At 70.3% G+C, this 20,285-nt stretch carries 21 protein-coding genes; 9 read left to right on the forward strand and 12 right to left on the reverse strand.

Annotated features, from left to right (window positions below):
- Positions 1-15: 15 nt before the first annotated feature.
- Genes HAV40_RS08045 through HAV40_RS08060 form a run of 4 tightly spaced genes read right to left on the reverse strand, consistent with a single transcriptional unit; the run spans position 16 to position 3,689 of the window.
- A complete protein-coding gene (locus tag HAV40_RS08045) occupies positions 16-999 on the reverse strand; it encodes a sulfate/molybdate ABC transporter ATP-binding protein (protein WP_166380245.1) in 984 nt (327 codons plus the stop codon).
- A complete protein-coding gene (locus HAV40_RS08050) occupies positions 996-1,823 on the reverse strand; it encodes a sulfate ABC transporter permease (RefSeq protein WP_166380246.1) in 828 nt (275 codons plus the stop codon). The genes HAV40_RS08045 and HAV40_RS08050 overlap by 4 nt, the downstream gene beginning before the upstream one ends.
- Positions 1,816-2,664, reverse strand: coding sequence for a sulfate ABC transporter permease subunit CysT (gene cysT, locus HAV40_RS08055; protein WP_166380247.1), 849 nt, complete (start codon positions 2,662-2,664; stop codon positions 1,816-1,818). Before cysT ends, HAV40_RS08050 begins: the two co-directional genes overlap by 8 nt.
- Positions 2,661-3,689: a sulfate ABC transporter substrate-binding protein gene (locus tag HAV40_RS08060; RefSeq protein ID WP_166380248.1), complete on the reverse strand. Its 1,029-nt coding sequence runs from the start codon at positions 3,687-3,689 to the stop codon at positions 2,661-2,663. The genes cysT and HAV40_RS08060 overlap by 4 nt, the downstream gene beginning before the upstream one ends.
- A gap of 703 nt (positions 3,690-4,392) precedes the next feature.
- On the opposite strand from HAV40_RS08060, the gene HAV40_RS08065 reads away from it, so the two are divergent.
- Together HAV40_RS08065 and HAV40_RS08070 are read left to right on the forward strand one after the other, a co-directional pair.
- The gene (locus tag HAV40_RS08065; RefSeq protein ID WP_239085702.1) at positions 4,393-5,220 is read left to right on the forward strand and encodes an alpha/beta fold hydrolase; all 828 of its coding nucleotides are present in this window, start codon (positions 4,393-4,395) and stop codon (positions 5,218-5,220) included.
- 20 nt (positions 5,221-5,240) lie between these two features.
- Positions 5,241-5,537 carry a putative quinol monooxygenase gene (locus HAV40_RS08070; RefSeq protein WP_203670907.1) on the forward strand — a complete coding sequence of 99 codons (297 nt, stop codon included), beginning with the start codon at positions 5,241-5,243 and terminating at the stop codon, positions 5,535-5,537.
- A gap of 49 nt (positions 5,538-5,586) precedes the next feature.
- Here the strand turns inward: HAV40_RS08070 and HAV40_RS08075 are convergent, their stop codons facing one another.
- From HAV40_RS08075 to HAV40_RS08090, 4 genes are read right to left on the reverse strand one after another with little or no spacing between them, the layout of a single operon-like run.
- The gene (locus HAV40_RS08075) at positions 5,587-6,432 is read right to left on the reverse strand and encodes an oxygenase MpaB family protein (protein WP_166380249.1); all 846 of its coding nucleotides are present in this window, start codon (positions 6,430-6,432) and stop codon (positions 5,587-5,589) included.
- Positions 6,429-7,658, reverse strand: coding sequence for an MAB_1171c family putative transporter (locus tag HAV40_RS08080; RefSeq protein ID WP_166380250.1), 1,230 nt, complete (start codon positions 7,656-7,658; stop codon positions 6,429-6,431). Before HAV40_RS08080 ends, HAV40_RS08075 begins: the two co-directional genes overlap by 4 nt.
- Positions 7,588-8,112, reverse strand: coding sequence for an ImmA/IrrE family metallo-endopeptidase (locus HAV40_RS08085; RefSeq protein ID WP_166380251.1), 525 nt, complete (start codon positions 8,110-8,112; stop codon positions 7,588-7,590). The genes HAV40_RS08080 and HAV40_RS08085 overlap by 71 nt, the downstream gene beginning before the upstream one ends.
- 11 nt (positions 8,113-8,123) lie before the next feature.
- Entirely contained in the window at positions 8,124-8,543 is a 420-nt protein-coding gene (locus HAV40_RS08090; RefSeq protein WP_166380252.1) for a hypothetical protein, read from the reverse strand.
- Between the two features lie 536 nt (positions 8,544-9,079).
- Between HAV40_RS08090 and rho the strand changes: the two genes are divergently transcribed.
- Together rho and HAV40_RS08100 are read left to right on the forward strand one after the other, a co-directional pair.
- On the forward strand, positions 9,080-10,405 hold the full coding sequence (gene rho, locus HAV40_RS08095; protein WP_308440992.1) for a transcription termination factor Rho: 1,326 nt from the start codon (positions 9,080-9,082) through the stop codon (positions 10,403-10,405).
- Between the two features lie 143 nt (positions 10,406-10,548).
- On the forward strand, positions 10,549-10,851 hold the full coding sequence (locus tag HAV40_RS08100; RefSeq protein ID WP_166380254.1) for a hypothetical protein: 303 nt from the start codon (positions 10,549-10,551) through the stop codon (positions 10,849-10,851).
- A 61-nt stretch (positions 10,852-10,912) separates the two neighbouring features.
- Here HAV40_RS08100 and HAV40_RS08105 read toward each other — a convergent pair whose 3' ends face one another.
- Genes HAV40_RS08105 through HAV40_RS08115 form a run of 3 tightly spaced genes read right to left on the reverse strand, consistent with a single transcriptional unit; the run spans position 10,913 to position 15,260 of the window.
- Positions 10,913-12,379: a family 43 glycosylhydrolase gene (locus HAV40_RS08105; RefSeq protein WP_166380255.1), complete on the reverse strand. Its 1,467-nt coding sequence runs from the start codon at positions 12,377-12,379 to the stop codon at positions 10,913-10,915.
- Positions 12,380-12,392: 13 nt separating this feature from the next.
- A complete protein-coding gene (locus HAV40_RS08110; RefSeq protein ID WP_203670906.1) occupies positions 12,393-13,850 on the reverse strand; it encodes a family 43 glycosylhydrolase in 1,458 nt (485 codons plus the stop codon).
- 12 nt (positions 13,851-13,862) lie between these two features.
- Positions 13,863-15,260 (reverse strand): glycoside hydrolase family 43 protein, encoded by a 1,398-nt coding sequence (locus HAV40_RS08115; RefSeq protein ID WP_166380256.1) that lies wholly within the window; start codon positions 15,258-15,260, stop codon positions 13,863-13,865.
- A 535-nt stretch (positions 15,261-15,795) separates the two neighbouring features.
- Between HAV40_RS08115 and HAV40_RS08120 the strand changes: the two genes are divergently transcribed.
- The 5 genes from HAV40_RS08120 (at position 15,796) to HAV40_RS08140 (ending at position 19,499) form a co-directional block, all read left to right on the forward strand.
- The gene (locus HAV40_RS08120; RefSeq protein ID WP_166380257.1) at positions 15,796-16,548 is read left to right on the forward strand and encodes a hypothetical protein; all 753 of its coding nucleotides are present in this window, start codon (positions 15,796-15,798) and stop codon (positions 16,546-16,548) included.
- Between the two features lie 272 nt (positions 16,549-16,820).
- Entirely contained in the window at positions 16,821-17,444 is a 624-nt protein-coding gene (locus HAV40_RS08125; RefSeq protein WP_203670905.1) for an RNA polymerase sigma factor, read from the forward strand.
- Positions 17,441-18,214 (forward strand): hypothetical protein, encoded by a 774-nt coding sequence (locus tag HAV40_RS08130; protein WP_166380258.1) that lies wholly within the window; start codon positions 17,441-17,443, stop codon positions 18,212-18,214. Before HAV40_RS08125 ends, HAV40_RS08130 begins: the two co-directional genes overlap by 4 nt.
- Positions 18,215-18,376: 162 nt before the next feature.
- Entirely contained in the window at positions 18,377-18,970 is a 594-nt protein-coding gene (locus tag HAV40_RS08135) for a hypothetical protein (protein ID WP_166380259.1), read from the forward strand.
- A gap of 202 nt (positions 18,971-19,172) precedes the next feature.
- Positions 19,173-19,499 carry a hypothetical protein gene (locus HAV40_RS08140; RefSeq protein WP_166380260.1) on the forward strand — a complete coding sequence of 109 codons (327 nt, stop codon included), beginning with the start codon at positions 19,173-19,175 and terminating at the stop codon, positions 19,497-19,499.
- Between the two features lie 5 nt (positions 19,500-19,504).
- Here HAV40_RS08140 and HAV40_RS08145 read toward each other — a convergent pair whose 3' ends face one another.
- The gene (locus HAV40_RS08145; RefSeq protein ID WP_239085701.1) at positions 19,505-20,272 is read right to left on the reverse strand and encodes a metallophosphoesterase family protein; all 768 of its coding nucleotides are present in this window, start codon (positions 20,270-20,272) and stop codon (positions 19,505-19,507) included.
- Positions 20,273-20,285: the final 13 nt, after the last annotated feature.

Genomic DNA, 20,285 nt, shown 5'->3' on the forward strand with positions numbered 1-20,285 from the left:
CCTCCGTGTCGCGGCTCAGACCGCGCCGAGCACCCGCGACTGCCCGACCGAGTTCGCGACCTCGGGCGCGACCCGCACCTGCACCTCGGAACCGACGTGCAGGTCCAGGGACAGGAACTCGTTGCGGGTCAGGGTGACCGTGACGAACTGGTCGCGTACGGCGACCACGACCCTGATCTCGAAGCCGACCCGGGTGATCCGGGTGATCCGGCCGGGCACCGCGCCGCTCTCGCCGCCACCGGTGAGCAGCTGGAGGTCGTGCGGCCGCACCAGGCGGTCGCCCAGCTCGGTGACCGGGCCCAGGAAGCGCATCACGAAGTCGTTCGCGGGGGTGTCGTAGAGCGCGTCGGGCGAGCCGATCTGCTCCACCCGACCCTCGTTGATCACCACGATCTCGTCGGCGACCTCCAGCGCCTCCTCCTGGTCGTGCGTGACGAACACCGTCGTCACGTGCACCTCGTCGTGCAGGCGGCGCAGCCAGTCGCGCAGCTCCTTGCGCACCTTGGCGTCGAGGGCGCCGAACGGTTCGTCGAGCAGCAGCACGGTCGGCTGCACGGCCAGGGCGCGGGCCAGGGCCATGCGCTGGCGCTGCCCGCCGGACAGCTGCGAGGGCAGCCGGTCGGCGAACTGTGCCAGGTGCACCAGCTTGAGCAGCTCGTGGACCCGCTCGCGGATCTCGTCCTTGGGCCGCTTGCGGATCTCCAGTCCGAACGCGACGTTGCGCGCGACCGACAGGTGCTTGAACGCGGCGTAGTGCTGGAACACGAAGCCGACGTTGCGTTTCTGCGGCGACAGCTTCGTCGCGTCGACGCCCTCGATCTCGATGCGGCCGCTGTCGGCCGTCTCCAGCCCGGCGATGATGCGCAGCAGGGTCGACTTGCCGCCGCCGGACGGGCCGAGCAGCGCGGTGAGCTGCCCGGCGGGGATGCTCACGTTCACGTTGTCGAGCGCGACGAAGTCCCCGAAGCGCTTGGAAACGTTGACGATCTCGATACTCAACGGTCTTCCTTCGGCCGAATGACTGAGACGATGATGATGCAGGCCACCGCCACCAGGGCGAGCAGGAACGCGGTGGCGTACGCGCCGCCCTTGTCGAAGTTGAGGTACTTCTCCTCGACGACCAGGGTGGCGGTGCGGGTCTCGCCGAGCACGTTGCCGGACACGACCTTGACCGCGCCGAACTCGCCCAGCGACCGGGCCAGGCTCAGCACGACGCCGTAGACGACACCCCACTTGATCGACGGCAGGGTGATCCGGCGGAACGTCTGCCAGGCGTTGGCGCCGAGGCTGCGGGCGGCCTGTTCCTGCTCCTCGCCGACCTCTTCGAGCACGGGCACCACTTCGCGGATCACCAGCGGCAGCGCCACGAACACCGTGGCCAGCACGATGCCGGGGGTGGCGAAGATGACCTGGAAGCCCATGCCCTCCAGGGCCGGCCCGAACCAGCCGGTGCGCCCGCCGTAGACCAGCACGAGGGCCAGGCCGACGACGATCGGCGACACCGACAGCGGCATGTCCAGCATGGCGCTGAGCAGGCGTTTGCCGCGGAAGTCGTAGCGCACCAGCAGCAGCGAGATGCCGACGCCGAACAGCGTGTTGATGATGACCGCGATGATCGCGACCTGCACCGTCAGGCTGATCGCGTGCACGATGTCGGGGTCTTCGAGGATGCCGTTGATGTTGTCCATGCCGTCGGCGAACGTGTTCTTGCCGACCAGGTAGACCGGCCACGCCACCAGGAGGAACAGGTAGACGATGACCAGCAGCCGGACCAGGTACGCGACCGGGCCGCGGCGGGTGCGGGTGGCGGGGTGGCTAGCCACGGCGCACCATCCGGCGCTGGATGACGTCGAGCAGCACGATCACGACGAACGAGATGAGCAGCAGGATCGTCGCGACCGCGGCGGCGCTGTCCAGGTTGTCGTTCTCGATGCTGCTGAGGATGCGCACCGAGGTGACCTCCGTCTTCATCGGCAGGTTGCCCGACAGCAGCACCAGCGAGCCGTACTCGCTGACGCCGCGGGCGAACGACAGCGCCGCGCCCGCGGCGATCGCGGGCGTCAGGCTGGGCAGGATGATCCGCCGGAAGACGGTGAACCGGCTCGCGCCCAGTGACATCGCCGCCTCCTCGACGTCGCGCTCCAGTTCGGCCAGCACCGGCTGCACCGTGCGGACCACGAACGGCAGGGTGACGAACAGGAACGCGAGGAACACCGCGGGGCGGGTGTTGGCGATGTCGACGCCGAGCGGGCTGTTCCTGCCGTACAGCGACAGCAGGACCAGACCGGCCACGATGGTCGGCAGGGCGAACGGGACGTCGATCAGGATCTCCAGCGCGCGCTTGCCGAAGAAGCGGTCCCTGACCAGCACCCACGCGATCATGGTCCCCATGACGATGTTCACCAGCGTCACGGCGAACGCGGTGCCAACGGTGAGCTCGATCGCCGCGGCGGTCTGCTCGTTGGTCACCGCCTGCCAGAACGTGCTCCACCCGCCGGCCGACGCGGTGACCACCACGGCGGCGAGCGGGATGAGCACGAGCAGGCTGAACCACATCATCGCCACGCCGAACCCGAGTCCGGAGACTCGGGTCAGCGGGCGGCCGGTCCGGACCGGCCGGCGAGAGGTCGCCGGCCGGTCCGGGGAGAGCGCGGTCGAGGTCACTTAGCCTTGCCCGAGGCAGCGATGATCTTGACGATGATGCCCTCCTTCTCGTCGAAGAACTTCTTCGACAGCTTGGACCAGCTCTCGAAGTCCTTCGACACGGTGAGCAGCTTCTGCGGGGCCGGGAAGGGGTTGGCCGGGTCCTTGGCGCCCTCGACGCCGGTGGTGTCGACGCCCTCGATGATCGGGCGGAAGCCCTTGAGCGCGAACTGACGCTGGCCGTCCTTGCTCAGCACGAAGCTCAGCCAGTCCTTGGCCTTGGGGTCGGCGTTGACGGTGATCGCGCCCGGGTTCTCGATCAGGATCGTGGTGTTGGGCACGATCCAGTCGAACTTCTCGCCCGCCTGGGTCGCCAGGATGGCCTCGTTCTCGTAGGCGAGCAGGACGTCACCGGTGCCGCCGACGAAGGCGGTGGTGGCGTCGCGGCCGCTGCCCGGCAGGGCGACGACGTTGCCGAACAGCTTCGTCAGGAACTCGGTGGCCTGGGCGTCGGTGCCGCCGTTGGCGGCGATGTGGCCCCACGCGGCGAGCGCGTTCCAGCGGGCGGCGCCCGAGGAGGCCGGGTTCGGAGTGACGATCTGGACGCCCGGCTTGATCAGGTCGTCCCAGCCCTGGATGTTCTTCGGGTTGCCCGCCCGCACCGCGAGCACCACGATCGAGGACGACACGATGCCCTTGTTCGGGCCGGTGTTCCAGTCCTTGGCCACCAGGTTCGCGTCGACGAGCCGGGTCACGTCGCTGGAGACGGAGAAGTGCACGTAGTCGGCCTTGAGGCCGGCCACGACGGCGCGGCTCTGGTCGCCGGACGCGCCGTACGACGTCTGGAACTTGACGCCCTTGCCGGCGTCGGTCTTGTTCCACTCGGCCGCGATCGCCTTGTTCGCCGCCTCCGGCACGGCGAAGCCGACGATGTTCAGCGTGGTGCTGGATCCGGTGGTGCCGCCGTCGTCAGTTCCACCGCAGGCCGACAGCGCCAGTACGGCGGTGACGGCGAGTGCGGCGGCTGCTCTGATCCGGTTCTTCATGCGGAACCTGTCCTCCTCGAGCGCAAATGCGCACACCGATTAACGCCGAGAGCTCGGCGTGATCGGCAATCATCAATGTTTGGGGGTGCAGTTCTGGTGCGGGGCATGGCCGTCCGGCACGTGCGACGTCGGGCTCCGATGCCACGACCGCCTGGCCTGAGCCGGGCGGGACGTGGTCCGGAACGGCCACGCAGTGAATATCCCACTAATCCGCTAGACTTTCAATGGTTTGCCGAGCGGGCCCTGCACATACAAGACATATGCCCGTATTTGGGAAATTATGAGCAGCCGAACGGACGAGCCGCCGTCATCCGCTGCACCCCACGTGGAGAGTCGATAGGTCTCTCCGGTAAGCCCCGCGACCCGATCGCCACCGGGTGATGCGAGCCGCCGCCGGACGAAGATCACCGTCTGTGGTCAGAAAGTGCGGTCTGACCATAGGTTTCGACCCGAAACGGTGATCATCGCCAGCCGCCCGAAACGGTGCGCGTTAAGAGGGGCACCTTCCTCTATGCGGAGCCACTGATCGGCCGCGAGGCATGAAACCAGACGAAAACCCATGAAATGTGGCAGAAGACCAGGTAGGTTGTTTCATCTCTGAACCGACAAGTCCGACTAGCCGGTAATGCTAGCTTCGGGGAGTCGGCCCGACGGTGTGCCGCGACGTACTCGTTTCCAGCGCTTCGCAGCAGGGAGTCGCCCCATGAGCACCGGCATGGCAACCACCAAGGACGGGACCCAGATCTTCTACAAGGACTGGGGGACAGGGCAGCCGGTCGTGTTCAGTCACGGCTGGCCGCTGACCGCCGACGCCTGGGACGACCAGATGTGGTACGTCGTCTCCAACGGCTTCCGCGGTGTGGCGCACGACCGCCGCGGCCACGGCCGCTCCAGCCAGCCCTGGGAGGGCAACGACCTCAACACGTACGCCGACGACCTCGCCGCGGTGATCGAGAAGCTCGACCTGCGCGACATCGTCCTGGTCGGACACTCCACCGGCGGCGGCGAGGTCGTGCGCTACATGGGACGCCACGGCACCGACCGCGTGTCCAAGGCCGTGCTGGTCGGCGCGATCCCGCCGCTGATGCTGCAGACCGACGCCAACCCGGAGGGCCTGCCCCGCAGCGTCTTCGACGGGCTGCGCGAAGGCGTCGAGCGCGACCGGTCGCAGTTCTGGCAGGACCTGAGCGCACCGTTCTACGGCGGCAACCGCGAGGGCAACAAGGTCAGCCAGGGACTGCGCGATTCGTTCTGGCTCATGGGCATGACCGTGGGCTTCAAGGCCGCGTACGACTGCATCAAGGCCTTCTCCGAGACCGACCTCACCGAGGACTGCAAGAAGATCGACGTCCCGGTGCTCATCATCCAGGGCGACGACGACCAGATCGTGCCGATCGTCGCGTCCGGCATGAAGTCGTCGAAGATCATTCCGAACAACACGTTCAAGATCTACAAGGGCGCGCCGCACGGCCTGTTCGCCACCAACCAGGACGAGTTCAACGCCGACCTGCTCGCCTTCCTGAAGGGCTGACCGTCGGAGAGGAGCACCACGTGCTCACCCTGGGATTCCTCGTCGAGATGGAGGCCAAGCCGGGCCGGGAGGGCGAGGTCGCCGAGTTCCTCAAGCAGGCCAAGGCGCTCGTCGACGCCGAACCTGGCACGATCGTCTGGTACGCCTTCCAGGTCGGCCCGACCTCGTTCCGCATCTTCGACGCGTTCGACAACGAGGACGACCGGCAGTTCCACCTGGCCGGCAAGGTGCGCCAGGGCCTGGAGGCCCGCGCGGACCTGTTCGACCCGCCACCGCGGATCAACCCGGTGGACCTGCTGACCTACAAGATGCCGTGATCGGATCACGGCGGAGCCCCGTCCCGGTGGTGGACGGGGCTCCGCCGCGTCAGCGCCGTGCCGCGGGCCGCACCGGGTCCGGGCCCAGCTCCGCGACCGCGTAGCCGCGGGGGTAGTGGCGGGTGGCCTGGCCGGGCGTGAAGACCTCCGGCGGCACGGCCCTGAACCGCCGCACCAGGGCGTTGACCCGGAGCAGGCCGCGTACCGCGATCCGGATCGCCGGGCGCGGCGCGCTCACGCCCAGGGCGCGGCGCACGTCCTCGTCGAGCAGGGCGTCGCTGGCCGCGCCCGCCCACCGGCGCAGCGCCTTCGGGAAACGCGAGGCCAGCAGGTCCCGGGTGGCGTCGAGGAGCCGGGTGGCGGCCTCGTCGTGGCCGAAGTTCGCCCGCTCGAAGGCGTTGAACCACCGCTCGTACGCGTCCCAGGTGTCCGGCACGTCGCGCACGTTCATCAGCCTGCCGACCTCGCGCCAGAACCGCCACGTCGCCTCGCGCTCGTGCGGGCGCAGGCGGCGCGGGCCGTAGCGGTCGATCCACCGGGTCGGGATGAAGACGAACGTGCCCAGCACGTAGCGGTACTCGTCCGGGGTGATGTCGTAGACGCGGTGGATGCGGTTGAGCGACGCGATCACCTCGCGGCCGCGCGGGTGGTGCGGCCCGTGGGCGATCAGCTCGTACATCATCAGCCCGGTGTCGTCGGCCCGCTGCTGGGTGCGCTCGGTCATCTCGCCGGTGTCGGCCAGCAGCCGGGCGATGCCCGGGACCGCGAACGTACGGTAGAAGGCGAGGTTCAGGCCGATGCGCACGTCCGCGCCGAACTCGCGCAGCGCGAGTCGCCGGTAGACGGCCAGGTGATCGTCCGTCAGCGGGGTGTCGCGGGCCGCCGGTGATGTCACGAGGGATTCCTCACTGCCTGCTGAGCGGCGGGGTCCCGCCGCGTCGTCAGCTCGTCGAGGGCGTGCTCGACCAGGCGGGTCTGGTAGGTCCGGGCGAGCTGCGCCAGCCACACCGCCTCCCGGTCCTTGGCGACCTCGACCATCTCCACGTGGATCCGGTGCCCGGCCGCGCCGCCGCGTTTGGCCCGCAGCGCGTCGGCCACCTGCGTCGACTGCGCCACCAGCGCCACGGTCGCGGCGTCGAAGCCCTCCCGCATCGCCTCCGCCGCGCCGACCCGGTACGCCAGCTCGTCCATCCACGGCCGCAGCTCGGACAGCCCGTCGTGGATCTCGATGGTGCGCTGCATCAGCCGCCTGCCGTTGCCGTACCAGTTGACCAGCCAGCCCGTGGTGCCGTACCAGACCGGGCCTTTCAGGACCTGCGGGTACTCGGTGGCCAGGTCCCGGTAGAGGGGTTCCATACGGCGGCACAGTCGAGCCTGGCGACAGCGGCGCACGAACTCGATCACGGCGGTGGTGACCAGCGGGACGACCGCGCCGAGGCAGAGGAACACCACACCGGTGCAGACCAGCGCCAGGCTCAGCGGCGTGTGCGGCGGCAGCCGGTGCCCGGTCAGGCCGACCAGCCCGTCGACCGCGGCCATCAGCTGGTAGGCCAGGCCGAACGCGGTGCCTGTGGTGAACAGCTGCAACCCGATCCGGGTCTGCGCGGTGACGACCATCCGGGAGTAGCGGACGCTCAGCCGGCACAGGTCCAGCAGCACCCAGGAGTACGCCAGGGCGTACACCACCGAGTAGAGCGCCACGGTGGGCCGTTCGATGTTGTCCAGCCGCCAGCTCGACGGGGTGTCGGCGACCTCGGGCGTGAGCGCGAACAGCACCGCGAGCACGGCGATCGCCGTGGCGATGATCGCGGCGCGGTAGCGGGCCGCGGCCCGCGCGCCGTCGGTTCCGCGGGTCCAGCACAGCATCATGATCTCGGCGAAGAACGCGGCGACCAGGCCGAGCCCGTGGCTGAGCACGATCGCTGTGTTGTGGTGCCCGGTCAGCGAGGTGATCGCCTCGTACACCGGGTGGATGGTCACCACCTGCGCGACGCCGCCGAGCAGGTTCCAGGTGAGCAGCGCCTTGCCCGCGGGGGTGCGGGCCCGCGGCCTACGCGCGAGGACCGAGCCAACGACGACGGCGGCGAGCAGAAACGCCCCGCTGGTCAGCCAGGGAATCAACGGTCACTCCTTGATCCAGTGTCTTCATCACCCGCAGGACGTCGTCGGGCACCTGGGGGGTCGGCAGGGCGGCGCGTTCGAGGATGAGCTCGGCCAGGGTCTCGGCGCGCAGTTCCTCGTCGTGGCTGTAGCCGTGCGGCAGCACCGGCTGGTCGGCCAGGGCGGTCGTGGGGTGTCCACGGTGGCCCAGCCAGATGTGCGCGATCTCGTGACAGACGATCACCGAGCGGTGCAGCGGCGTGGCCGTGCGCTCGTACACGATGTAGTCCTGGTGCGCGGCCGCCACCCAGCAGCCCGTGACCCCGCCGGCGGTCGGCCACGGGATCAGGATGATCGGCCGGCCGCGCCGCTGGCCCAGCCACTCGACCAGGGCGACCACGTCCCAGGGGTCGGGAATGGCCAGCCCGTCCAGCGCGCTGCGGCACTCGGCGACGACCTCGCGGCTGGCTGGCATAGGGCCAGAGCCTAGATCGATGCGTTCCCGGCCGCCTCCGGCCGGGTCGCCGCGCGGGCCTCCAGTTCGGCGATGTGATCCAGGACACCGTTGAGCATCGCCAGGCCCTGCGGCGAGATGGTCTTGGCGCGCATCGCGAAGGACCAGACCTCGGGGTCGACCGGGCTGGAGCCGGCCGGCATGAGGTGGTTGTCGTCCATGCCGAAGTGCCTGGCCAGCCGCATCAGGATGCCTGCCTGGGTCTTCTCGGGCGGGGTGTTGCCCTTGCGTAGATCGAAGATCAGCGTATGGGAGCAGCCGACCGCCGCTCCCACCTCGCGGTCGGTGAAGCGCTTGCCGGTGTGCGGGCTGGTGACGGTGTCGAAAAGCCTGCTCAAGCGCTCGGCGACCGTTCCCGGGCCGCTGTTGACGCCCATGACTCCCCTAGTCATCTGAAGCTGACGCCAACCACGGAACTGTTATCTGTGGTTGACAGAATCCATAGTCGACAGCCTATGCTGTCGAGGTCCAAGACTCAATTCTGAGCCGTGCACGGCCGAAGGCCGTGCGCTGCTTGCGTTCTGGGCCGGGACGATCAGGACCGCGCGGGCGGCGACTCGCGCGGGCGGCAGGCTTTCGGGGGCGAAGGGCCTGCCCAGTGGCGTAACGGGGGCACAAGGGGAGCGGCCCGAGGCCACTCTCCTTGTGACGCGCCCGGCACCCGGGTTGCCGCGCCCGGCGCGATGAGGTACCTTTGATCAAGCATCACTCGATGCAGGCGTGAGTCTCCGCCCCGAGGATGCCCCTTCCCCGATCACCGGTCGCGCATCTGTGCCCGCCGGAGTTCGATCTTCATCGCACCGCCGCCACAGCCTTGGCGCCTCGGCACGCTTCCGACACCTACCAGGGCGAACGTGAACACGCGCACGGTGCCTCATCGCGCCCCAGCGCGCCCGTGTCCTGGCGCACCGTCTCCGAGGAGTACCCCATGACCGATCTCGACCTGCTGGCCCCGGCCGCAGCCGCCGGGAACCCCGCCGCCGGCAACGGTGTGACGGGACCGGCGACCACCATCCGCCGACGTCGCGTGCCCGTGCGGACCCGCCCTGCCACGCCGAACGACGCCGATCACGGCGGCACCGAACCCGGCGTAGCCGAGCCCGCCCCGGCGGCCGCCGTCAGCGGCATCGTCGACGTGCGCGACAAGAACTTCTTCCTGCGCGTGACCGGCTACCTGCCCGACCCGGCCGACCCCTACCTGCCGCCGGGCCTGGTGCAGCGCCTCGGCCTGCGCCGCGGTGACGTCGTCACCGGCACCGCCGCGCAGCCGGGAGGGAACCGGCGCACCGGCGCGGCCGAGCGCGCCGACACCCGCCGTGCCCAGCGGCTCACCGTGTCCGCGGTGGACACCGTCAACGGCGAACCCGCCGAGCAGCTGGGCGACCGGCCCGACTTCTACGCGCTGACCCCGATCTACCCACGCGAGCGCATGCGCCTGGAGACCGAGCCGCACATCCTCACCACGCGCGTCATCGACCTGCTCACCCCGATCGGCAAGGGGCAGCGCGCCCTGGTCGTGTCCCCGCCCAAGGCGGGCAAGACCATGGTGCTGCAGGCCATCGCCCACGCGTTCGCGGTCAACCACCCCGACGTGCACGTCATGGCGATCCTCATCGACGAGCGCCCCGAGGAGGTCACCGACATGCGGCGCACCGTACGCGGCGAGGTCGTCTCCTCGGCGTTCGACCGGCCGCCGTCGGACCACATCGCGGTCGCCGAGCTGGCCATCGAACGCGCCAAGCGCCTCGTCGAGCAGGGCCGCGACGTCGTCGTGCTGCTCGACTCGATCACCCGGCTGGGCCGGGCCTACAACCTCGCCGCGCCGTCCAACGGCCGCGTCATGTCCGGTGGCATAGAAGCGGGTGCGCTGCACGCGCCCAAGCGTTTCCTCGGCGCGGCCCGCACCATCGAGGGCGGCGGATCGCTGACCATCATCGCCACCGCGCTGGTCGAGACCGGTTCGCTGGGCGACACCGTCATCTTCGAGGAGTTCAAGAGCACCGGCAACGCCGAGCTGCGGCTGCTGCGCGGGCTCGCCGACCGGCGGGTCTTCCCGGCCGTCGACGTCGACTCCTCCGGCACCCGCCGGGAGGAGCTGCTGGTCGGCGAGCAGGAGCTGGTGCTGATCCGCCGCCTGCGCCGGGCCATGCACACGATGGACACCCAGCAGACCGGCGAGCAACTGGTCGACGGGCTGCGCAAGACCGGCAGCAACGCCGAGTTCCTCATGCAGCTAGCTCGCGGCGCGAACTGAACAAGCGCAAGATATCCGAAGAATTATGCAAGCTGGTGCAATCGAGGCATGCAAGAATTCGACTTTCTCTCTTGATTGTATGGAACGTGAACGGTAAATTCATGCGTGTTCATGTCCCTGTAACGTCCCCAGCAGGAGGAACATTGCGCACCCTCAAGTCGGCTGTCCGGATCGCCGCCGTCAGTGGCCTCATGGCCGCCAGCTTCGTCGCCGCCACGTCCGCTCCAGCGGCCGCCGCGGGCTGCAACACGGGTAACACCAGCTACTCCACCTTCCGGGCGGGCGCGTGCACCGGCTACCCGAGCAGCTACAAGGTCCAGGCGCGCACCGGGTGCCTCGGCGGCAGCACCGCGTACGGCGCCTGGGTGAAGGTCGGTGGCTACTCCTACGCGACCTGCTCCGGCGGCCGGCAGGCGCTGGGCGGCACGTACTCCGTCAGCCCGTAGCGGCGGGCTGTTCGATGGGCGCGGGCGCCGGTGCGGGATCGCACCGGCGCCCGCGCTGTCGTCACGCGATACGCCAGTGCTGGGCGTTGTTGTTCAGGCAGGTCCACTGGCGCACTTCCGCGCCGGGGGTGGTGCTCCAGTTGTAGTCGTCGAGGCAGAGGCCGCTGTGCCGGTTGACGAGCGTGACGTACCCGCCGCCGGCGTCGGTCGTGCGCCACTGCTGCACGGCCAGCCCGTTGCAGGTCCACTGCTGCACCGGCGCTCCGGCCGCGGTGCCGAAATCCTTGTCGTCCAGGCACAGGCCGCTGTGCCGGTTGCTGATCTGGTAGTAGCCGTCGGCCAGCGGGGTCAGGTACCAGTCCTGCACCGTGGCCGTGCTGCAGGTCCACTGCCGCACCTCGGCCCCGGGCGTGGTGACGAAGTCGAAGTCGTCCAGGCACAGGTTGCTGTGCCGATTGCGGATCTCCACCGGGGTCGCTCCGGTCTCCCCGGCCGGTCCGGGCAGCACCGTCGACAGCGACACCGGCACGCCCAGGTTCGGGGTGCCGTCGGCGTTCCAGGAGATCTTCTGCACGCGGGTGGTCCGGGTGGTGCCGCAGCCCTGCGCGGCCGAGCTGTTCGCGTGGTACGCGATCCAGGTCTCGGTGCCGTCGGGTGAGGTGAAGAACGAGTGGTGACCCGGCCCGTACACGCCGTTGGCGTCGCTGCGCTGGAAGATCGGGTTGGCGGTCTTGGCCCACGAGGCCATGGCCAGCGGATCGCCGCCCCGGTATTCGAGCATGCCGAGCTTGTAGTTCGGGCCGTTGCAGTGGCTGGCCGAGTAGGTGATCCAGGTCCGGCCGTTGCGCTGCAGGGCGAACGCGCCCTCGTTGACCGCACCGTTCTGGGTCTCCCAGGACAGCGTCGGCGCGGAGATGCGCGTGCCGTACGCCCCGGCCGTCCACGGGTTGGTCAGCGGGGCGATGTAGAGCGACTGCAGGTTGTCGCTCGGGTGGAACGCCGAGAACATCACGTAGTTCGCGCCGTTGAGCTTGAGGATCGCGGCGTCGATGGCCCAGCCGTTGCCGGGCATCAGGTTGAGGATGCCCCGGATGGTGTACGGGCCCAGCGGGTCGGTCCCGGCGCTCTCGGCGACGTGCGTACGCCGCGCGCCGCCGCTCTGCTCGACGGAGTAGTACAGGTACCACCGATTGTTGATCATTTCGAGGTGCGGGGCCCACATCGTCGTTCCGCCGGTGCGCACGACGACCTGCTCGGGCGCGCCGCGCAGCGCGGAGATGGTCCGCGCCCGGCGCATCACCACATCGGAGGACCAGGTGGTGGCGACGTAGTAGTAGTAACCGTTGTAGTACGTCAGCGTCGGGTCGCCGCTGTTGGGCACGTCGACGGCCGGGTTGCGGAACGTCGGGCCCGGTGCGGCGTCGGCCCGGCCGGGGTGCACGACGACGGCCAGGGACATCGCGAGCAGGGCGGCGAAGACGAGCGACAGCGCCCGCCTGGTGAGAGCAGGTGGCCAGGTGAACAACATGATGACTCCAGGGTCATTCGAGGATGAAGGTGGCGTCGGCGCGCCCGACGGTGTCGGTGACCGCCTGGACGTACAGCAGGTAGTTGCTGTGGCGCAGGTAGCGGCCGGAGTAGCTCTGCGACTCGAACGACACGGCCGCACCGGCCAGCCCGGAACGCTGGAAGTAGCTCGCGTCGACGCGGAAGGCCGCCGTGCCGTCGTTGCGGTCCACCCAGGCCTCGCCGTTGCCGCGCTGGCGCAGGAAGTAGCCGGGGAAGTTGGTCGACTCCAGCGACACGCTGCCGCCGCCGTTGAGGCCGGTGACGATCCGGAACTGGGAGTCGGCGAGGTTGGTGACGTTGGGGTCGATCCGGGCCCGGTACTCCCAGTGGCGTACGAAGCGGTCCGGGAAGTTGTAGGACTTCAGCCGTACCGGCGTCGCGCCGTCGGGCACCGGGATGCCGAAGTTGGGGGTGCCGTCGGCGTTCCAGTAGAGCTTCTGCAGGCGGGTGCGCCGGTTCGGGTCGTTGAGCGGGTCGCCGCTGATGTCGCGGTAGTTGCGGTCGTGGTAGACCAGGATGTCGCTGGCCCCGTCCTCGGACACGGTGAACGAGTTGTGTCCCGGCCCCCACTGCCCGGTCGCGGCGTTGCTGGCGAACACCGGATTGGCCGACTTGGTCCACGACGACGCGCTGAGCAGGTTGCTGCCCGCGGTCGCGGTGAGCATGCCCAGGCAGTAGTTGGCGTCGGTGGCGCTGGCCGAGTACGTCATGAACAGCCTGCCGTTGCGCTGGATGACGGTCGGCCCCTCGGCGACCTTGTAGCCGCGCGTCTCCCAGGCCAGCGTCGGAATCGTCAACCGGGTGGTCGTGCCGGTGATGGTCCACGGGTTGGCCAGCCGGGCGATGTAGAGATTGGTGTTGGTGGCGATGCCCGGCTCGGCCTGCGCCCAGATCAGGTAGCGCACACCGCTGGCCGTGAACGTCGACGCGTCCAGGGCGAACGTCTCCCACGGGGTGCGGATCTGGCCCTTCTCGGCCCAGCTCGCGGTCAGCGGGTTCGCGCCGGTGCCCTCGAGTACGTACATCCGGATGGCCCAGACGTCGTTGGTGGCCCCGGCGGCGAAGTAGACGTACCACTTGCCGTCGATGAAGTGGATCTCCGGGGCCCAGATGTGCGCGCCCATGACGCCGCTGGAGTGCTTGCGCCAGATCACCGTCTCCGGGGCGCTGGACAGGCCCTGCAGGGTGGTGGCCCGGCGCAGGACGATCCGGTCGTACTCGGGCACGGTCGCGGTGAAGTAGTAGTAGCCGTCGGTGTGCTTGTGGATCTGGGCGTCGGCGCGCTGGTTGACCAGTGGGTTCGTGTGGTTCACGGCGGGGGAGGCCGACGCGGCGGGCGCGTGCAGGCCGGTGGCGGCCAGCGCGCACAGCACCGTCATGGCGGCCAGGCGCCACCAGCGCCGGGCCGGTTTCGCGGGGAGCGGAGACATGTCCGGGTCCTTTCAGTAGCCGAGCTGGAAGGTCGCGTCGGCCCGGTCGGCGGCGGGCGAGCCGGAGCCGAGCACGTCGATGCGCAGCAGGTAGTTGCTGTGGCGCAGGTGGCGGTCGGGGAAGTTGTGCGAGCGGAACGACGTCCAGGCGCTGTTGGCCAGGCCCGCGGTGCGGTGGAACGTCGCGTCGGCGGCGAACAGGGCGGTGCCGTCGTTGGCGGCCAGGCCGACCACGTAGCCGCTGTGGCGCAGGTAGTTGCCGGGCAGGTTGACCGACTCGAACGACACCCCTGACGCGTCGGCCAGGCCGGGCCGCAGCCGCCACTGGCTGTCGGCGTACGGGTCGAACGGGTACGGGTCGATGCGCCCGACCCGGTTGGCGTGGCGGATCAGCCGGTCCGGGAGGTTGTACGACTTGATCCGGTTCCACGTCGGCGCGCCCCACCGGCTGAGCAGGTTGGCGTGCTCGGTGGCGGTGATCGCCGCGATGGTGGCGTGCTTGGCGTTGAGCGGCTGCGTGTAGGCGGCCTTGTCCAGCGCCGTCCACGCGTTGGCGTTGACGTCGCCGCTGCGCCACACGTAGAACTCGCCGTTGACGGGGCTGAAGGAGTCGCCCCACAGCCACCACTCGTTGCGGTCGTTGGCTTTGACCACGATCGGGGCTTCGATGCCGCCGTTGACGATGCCGCTGGTGTACGTGCTGAAGCTGTGGGGGTTGAGGGTGTTGGAGCGCGCCCCGTAGAGCCTGCCGTCGGCGAGGTTCTTGTAGTACAGGTAGTTCGTGCCGCCGCCCAGGTGCACGGTCGCGTCGAGGACGTTGAAGCCGGGGTCGAAGAACACCTGCGCGCTGCCGACGTTCACGAAGTCGGTCGTGTAGTTGACCATGAACACGTCGCGGGTGCCGTTGTGCGCGGAGTAGATGATGCCGTACTGGCCGCGGGCGCTGTCCCAGAACGCCTCCGGGGCCCAGGTGTGGGTGTTCATGGTGTGCATCCGGACCCGCCGGTAGCCGGTGAAGCTGCGCAGGTCGGCCGAGTCCCAGACGTGGATGTACTGGTTCGGCTGGGTGAAGTCGGTGCCGGTCAGGTCGGTGGCCAGCACGACGAACGTGTCGTCGCGTCTGCGCAGGATGAACGGGTCGCGCAGGCCGCCGGTGCCGGCGGTCGGGGTGACCACGGCGTTGTTGTGGTTGAGCGGAGTCCAGTTCAGCCCGTCGGTGCTGATCGCCAGGTGCAGGCCGTAGTTGTCGGCCAGCCGGTTGGGCGACTCGGTGAAGTAGCCCATCACGTAGCCGGTCAGCGGCGCGGCGGCGTGGGCGGGGGAGCCGGTGGCGGCCAGGGCCAGCCCGCCGGTCGCGGTGGCCGCGGCGGTGGACAGCAGGCCGGACAGCAGCTCGCGTCTGGTGGTCAAGGTGGTTCCTTCCGGGGAGCGGAGGGCGGGTGCCCGGCGGCGTGGCCGTGATCGGGCACAGACGTGGTCGGGGCCGTCGCCGTGGGCGTCGGTCCTGATCGGGGCGTTGTTAAGTTGTCGTGATTGAGGCGATCTACTCCTTGTGAGCGCTCACATTTGCGGCCAGGGAGCGCCATCGTCGGAGGTGGACGGCCGCCGCAGGGATCGGAGCCTGCGGGTGCGTGAACGGGCGTTGCGCCGGTGCCACGACGCTGGGTGGCTGCGGTGTTCCCCACCCGGCCCACAGATCGGTGTTCGACGATCCCGGACGCGTCGTGGATCTGAGGTTAGGGGGTCAGGCGAACGCTCACAAGGGCTGCCCGTCATCTTCCCGAAACTTTATCGCTACTCGATCATGGACGGTCAAGTGATCGTACGAAGAGGATCTCCGACCGTTCGTGGGTGTCGGCGGCTCGCCGTCGTGCCCTAACTTCGTTGGACCCGGCCCGGTGGTCACCGCGGACCGGGTTCATCGTGGATGGCAGGGAGTGGGCACATGCAGGAGCACTCGCAGGGCGGCGACACCGAGGTCGTGCCGTCGGCCGACCGGCCCCGCCGCGGGCTGTGGGCGGCGCTCGCCCTGGTGGCGGTGCTCGCCGTCGGCGGCGGGGCGGTGGCCTGGGTGTCCTCCGGCGACGACGGGCAGACCCCACTCGCCACCGCGCCGGCCGCGTTCAACACCGCGGACGTGTCGGCATCGCCGTCGCCGTCCGTTCAGCCGTCGGTGTCGCCGTCCGCGCTGCCGTCCCCCTCGGTGAAACCGTCGGTGAAGCCCACGCCGTCGAGGTCGCCGAGCAAGGCCGCGGTGAAGATCACGCTGCGGGTTCCGGCGTCGCTGGAGGGCATCGCCAAGGCGCCGGGGACTGGTGGCCCGCTGCCCGATGACATCAAGCAGCACTATCCGCAGGCCAAGTGGGTGTCGGGAGCATACGGCGACGAGGAGGAGGTCGCCGGGAAGAAGCTCGCCTTCTACGCGGCCACGTCGAGCAGGCTCGGCACCCCCGCGAGCGAGGTGCAGTGGCTGTCGCAGCGCATGGGCGAGGACGGGTTCACCGGTTTCGCCACCGTGCCCGCCGGTTGGCTCGGCGGCGCGGCGAAGTGTGGCCACCAGCAGATCCTCGGCAGCGTCTTCGTGTGCATCTGGGCCGACAGCGGCAGCATCGGCATGATCATGCTCTGGGACTACGACCAGAGTGAGGCCAAGTCCGCCTTCCTGCGTGTCCGCGCCCAGATCGAGCGGCGCGGCTGAGCGGTCTTCCGCGCCGGACCGCCCGGTCCGGCGCGGGGAGTGGGCCAGCTTCCGGGCGAAGATCACTGTTTCCGGTCAAGAACTGCGCTCTGACCCCACGTTCTGACCACAAACGGTGATCATCACCGGCGGGGCGGGCGGTGCCGGGGCCGGGGCGGGCGGCGGTGGCCGTGCGGGACCGCAGGTGGATAGGGTCGCGGGGTGCCAAGGGGCGCGACCGGAGTGGCCTGGATCACGGGAACTCGCGGCGTCCGCCGGACAGAGAAGTGGTCATGGAGTCGAGTCTGCGCGCCCGGATCAGGGCGGGCGATGCCAGCGCGTTCGCCGAGCTGTTCGACCAGTACGCGCGGTCGGTCTACAACCACGCGTTCCGGCTCACCGCCGACTGGTCGACCGCGGAGGACGTGATGGCCGCCACGTACCTGCAGGCCTGGCGCTCGCGGGACCGGATCAGCGACGACGGCGGCTCGCTGCGGCCGTGGCTGCTCGGCATCGCCACCAACGAGGCACGTAACCACACCCGCAGCAACCGCCGCTACCGGGCCGCGGCGTCGGCGCTGCACGCGGCCGAGTTCACCGCGCCCGACCACGCCGACGAGGTCGCCGGGCGGCTCGACGACAGCGGTCGGCTCACCGCCGCGATCGACGCGCTGGCGTCGCTGCGCCGCCAGGAGCGGGAGGTGATCACGCTGTGCCTGTGGGAGGGCCTGGAGTACGAGGCCGCCGCGCAGGCGCTGGGCATCCCGGTCGGCACGGTGCGGTCCCGGCTCTCGCGGGCGCGGACCAAACTGCGGCAGCTCGTCGACGACAGACCGCGATCAGCACGGAACCCGGCCGGTCCTGCCGGACAGATGAAAGACACCACCGTTCGTCTGGCAGAGGAGGGCCACCGATGAAGCACCCGCCGCTGGATCCGTCCGAGTGGGCGGAGCTCGCCGAACTGCTGCCCGACCCCGGCCAGCGTGAGCTGCCCCCGGGACGCCGCGAACTGCACCGCGAGCGCCTGCTGTCGGCGATCACCGAGCCCGCCCGGACCGCCGTCCCGGCGCGCCGTACGCCCCGGTGGGGCCTGCTGCGGCCCGCCCTGGCGACGGCCGCGCTGGTCGCCGTCGCGGGCACGGTCGCGGCGGTGATCGCGACCGGCGGCGGCGATCCCGTGGTCGCGATCCCGACGCCGGGCGCCTCCACCCCGGCCGCCGAACCCACCGGCGGGGGAGCCTCGCTCAAGATCCGGGCGTACGGCACCGTCCGCCAGCTCACCGACACCGCCGACCTGGTGGTGCGCGGCGACGTGCTGCGCGTCGACGGGGCCGGGGCCGACCGGACGGCGGTGTTCGGCGTCGCCGAGGTGCTCTACCGGCTGCCCCGGCTGCCCGCGACCGCCGTCATCACGCTGCGGGTGCCCGAGGTCTCGGTAATGTCCCGGCTGGAGGGCGGCCAGCACGCGGTCCTCTACCTCAGCGCCGACGATCCGCAGGCGGCCGTGCCCGTCTACACCCCGCTCAGCGGTGACTTCGGCGTGTTCGACGTCACCGGCGACACGGTCACGGCGCGCTCGTCGATGTTCTCGGTCAGCGGGCTGCGGGAAGAGGACGCGACCGCCGCCGACCGGCGGTTCACCGCGACACTGGCGGAACTGCGCGCGCTCGCCCGCGAACGCGGCTGAGCGACGCCGACCGCTGGGCGGCGCCTCACCGCGAGCGCGCCCGGGAATCAGTCCGGGAAAATCGGGAACTCGGCGGCCGGGACGCACAGATACATGGCGAAAGCAGCGCCGTGGTCCGGGCGGGAACCGCGTGGACCGGCGCCGAGACGCTAGGAGCGTGCCATGAACGACCACCCCCACCGCACCCGCGCTCTGGCAGCGACCGTGGCCCTGTTCGCCGCGGCCGGGCTGGCCGCCTGCACCGCCGACCCGGCCACCCCGGCGGCGGCTCCGGCCACCAGCGCGGCCGCCGCGCCGAGCGAGCCCGCCGCGCCGCCGATCAAGGGCAAGCTGCGCGGGTACACCACGGTCAAGGAACTGACCGCCGCCGCCGACGTCATCGCCCGCGGGCAGGTCGAGGCGAGCGGGTTCCGGGTCGACGAGGTGCTGCGCGCCGCCAACGGAGCCACCGCCAAGGCCGGGGACCGGATCACCCTCACCGGCCTCAACGGCCAGACCGTCGACATGGCGCACATGTCGAAGCTGGAGCCCGGCCAGACGGTCGTGCTCTACCTGGCCCAGGACGGGGACGCGTTCGCCACGCTGAGCGGCGACTTCGGCGTGTTCGACGTGACCGGTTCCGACGACGCGGCCTCCGCGACGACGCGCTCGCAGGCGATGGCCGTCAGCGGCCTGCTCGCCGAGGACCCGGCCGCCTCGAGCAAGGGCTTCCGCACCACGCTCGGCCAACTGCGCGCCGTCGCCGCCCAGGCCTGATGGGCAGCCTGCCGCCGCCCACCCCTCTGCCGCAACTCTTAAGGAGTCACGCCTTCGGACAGACACGCAGGCCGCGACTCTTTAAGAGTTGCGCCGGGGGTGGGCGGCGCGTGGGACCCCCAGGCCGGCGAGGGCCGGACTCGCACCCGCCTCGATGGCATCGGGGCGGGTGTGGCGGGTGACTGCCCGGTAGCTTGTGCGGATGACCCCGTTCATGGTGGCCGCCGTCGTTCTGATGCTCGTGCGGATCGGCGTGTGGATCTCCCGGCGGCGCCGGCGCGTCGACCCGAAGGACCTGCTCGGGTCCGCGCTCGCGGTGCGGGCGGCGGCGCACGCCCGGACGGCCGCCCCGGATCCGGACGCCGTCGCGCTGGTGCAGCAGGTGCGGATGCTCCTGGACCGGCGGCGACTCGTCCAGGCCGTGAAGGTCTGGCGCGACGCGACCGGGGTCCCCTGGGCCGACGCGGTCAAGGCCGTAACGCAGATCGAGAACGGCACGATGCCGATGCCGCCGCCCGGACAACGGTAGGCCGGTCAGTCGGCGAAGACGCGGCTCTCGGCGTCGGCGACGACCTCGTCCGGCGTCGGCGGGGTCAGCAGGTAGCGCACGACGGTGTCGCCGCTCGGGTCGCCGGTCGTCCGGCAGCGGTCGACCGCCTCCTGGACGTCGTACCGGGTAGCGCGCAGGTCGACGCCGGGGCCGAGCAGGGCCCAGTAGGCGGTGCCGGGTGCGCCCAGGTGGTAGGGCAGGCCGACGCTGCCGGGGTTGACGCTGCGCCGCTCGGCGACCTGGCGGTCGAACTGCAGGTGGGTGTGCCCGGTGACGATGACCTGCTCGTCGACGTCACGGGACAGGTCGGCGAACCGCTCCTCGGACGTCTGCGGCGTCACGCACTCGGTGTCGTCGCGCGGTGAGCCGTGGCAGAACCGCACCGCGCCCAGGCCGGTCACGTCGACGACGACGCTGAGCGGGAACGTGGCAAGGAACTCGACCGCTTCGGGCGTGTGCTGCCGGACCATCCACGGGTCGCGGGGGCGGGTGTGCTCACGTTCGCCACGGGCCAGCTCGACGACGGCACGGTCGGCATTGCCGCGTACTAACACCGCCCGCCGCCCCAGCTCCCGTACCAGGTCGACGGTGGTCTGCGGTTCGGGTCCCCAGCTCAGGTCGCCCAGGAACACGATCAGGTCGACGCCGACGGCGGCGACCTCGTCGAGCACCGCGAGCAGCGCGGGCACGTTGCCGTGCACGTCGGCCAGGGCCGCGACCCGCGACACCGGGCCGAAACGAGCAGTCGTCACACCGCCGATCCTG

It is taken from the genome of Catellatospora methionotrophica (assembly GCF_011297335.1).
GTDB classification, from domain to species: Bacteria; Actinomycetota; Actinomycetes; order Mycobacteriales; family Micromonosporaceae; genus Catellatospora; species Catellatospora methionotrophica.